This window comes from uncultured Vibrio sp., from assembly GCF_947488985.1.
Lineage (GTDB): Bacteria > Pseudomonadota > Gammaproteobacteria > Enterobacterales > Vibrionaceae > Vibrio.
In genome coordinates, this window is sequence record NZ_CANLBV010000292.1 from 1 (window position 1) to 500 (window position 500).

Here is a 500-nt window from a genome sequence, read left to right on the forward strand (position 1 = left end):
GTCAGTGTAATTATCATAGTTCGTAGCATGATCCTGATTTTACTAAAAATCAAGCACCTTCAATGAGTACGGGTATATATCTCCGTTTGCAATGGCAACTCGAACACTAAAAATTCTGATGATAGCGATCAAATTGAGGGTTATAAAGCCCGGGCAGCATCCCAACGTAAGTGTCATCGACAACACCATAAAGCTATCGTTTAGACCCAAATTAGGCCAATAACAACAGCTTTTATTTTAAAACCGGTATTTATCCTCAAATAAGGCCTAACTCAGAATATTTAGGACAAGTATTCGATGTCAGCTTTAGTGAAATCACCATTGAACACAAGTAATTGACTGTACAAAAATAATTGACTGTAGTGGTCAACTAAAATTGGCCACCGCTTTATAAGTTTCCCAGTGCTGCCTTTCCGATTCATTCCAGGGCGCGAGCATACTTTGATTAATTTATAACCCAAAGAAGATTCGAGCCCGATAATCATCGTTCCAACCCGCTT

1 protein-coding gene is annotated in these 500 nt (G+C 38.8%); it reads right to left on the reverse strand.

The features are described from left to right. Positions 1-281: 281 nt before the first annotated feature. Positions 282-500 (reverse strand): hypothetical protein (locus tag Q1A70_RS20395; protein ID WP_299695880.1); only part of this gene is annotated, 219 nt, incomplete at its 5' end.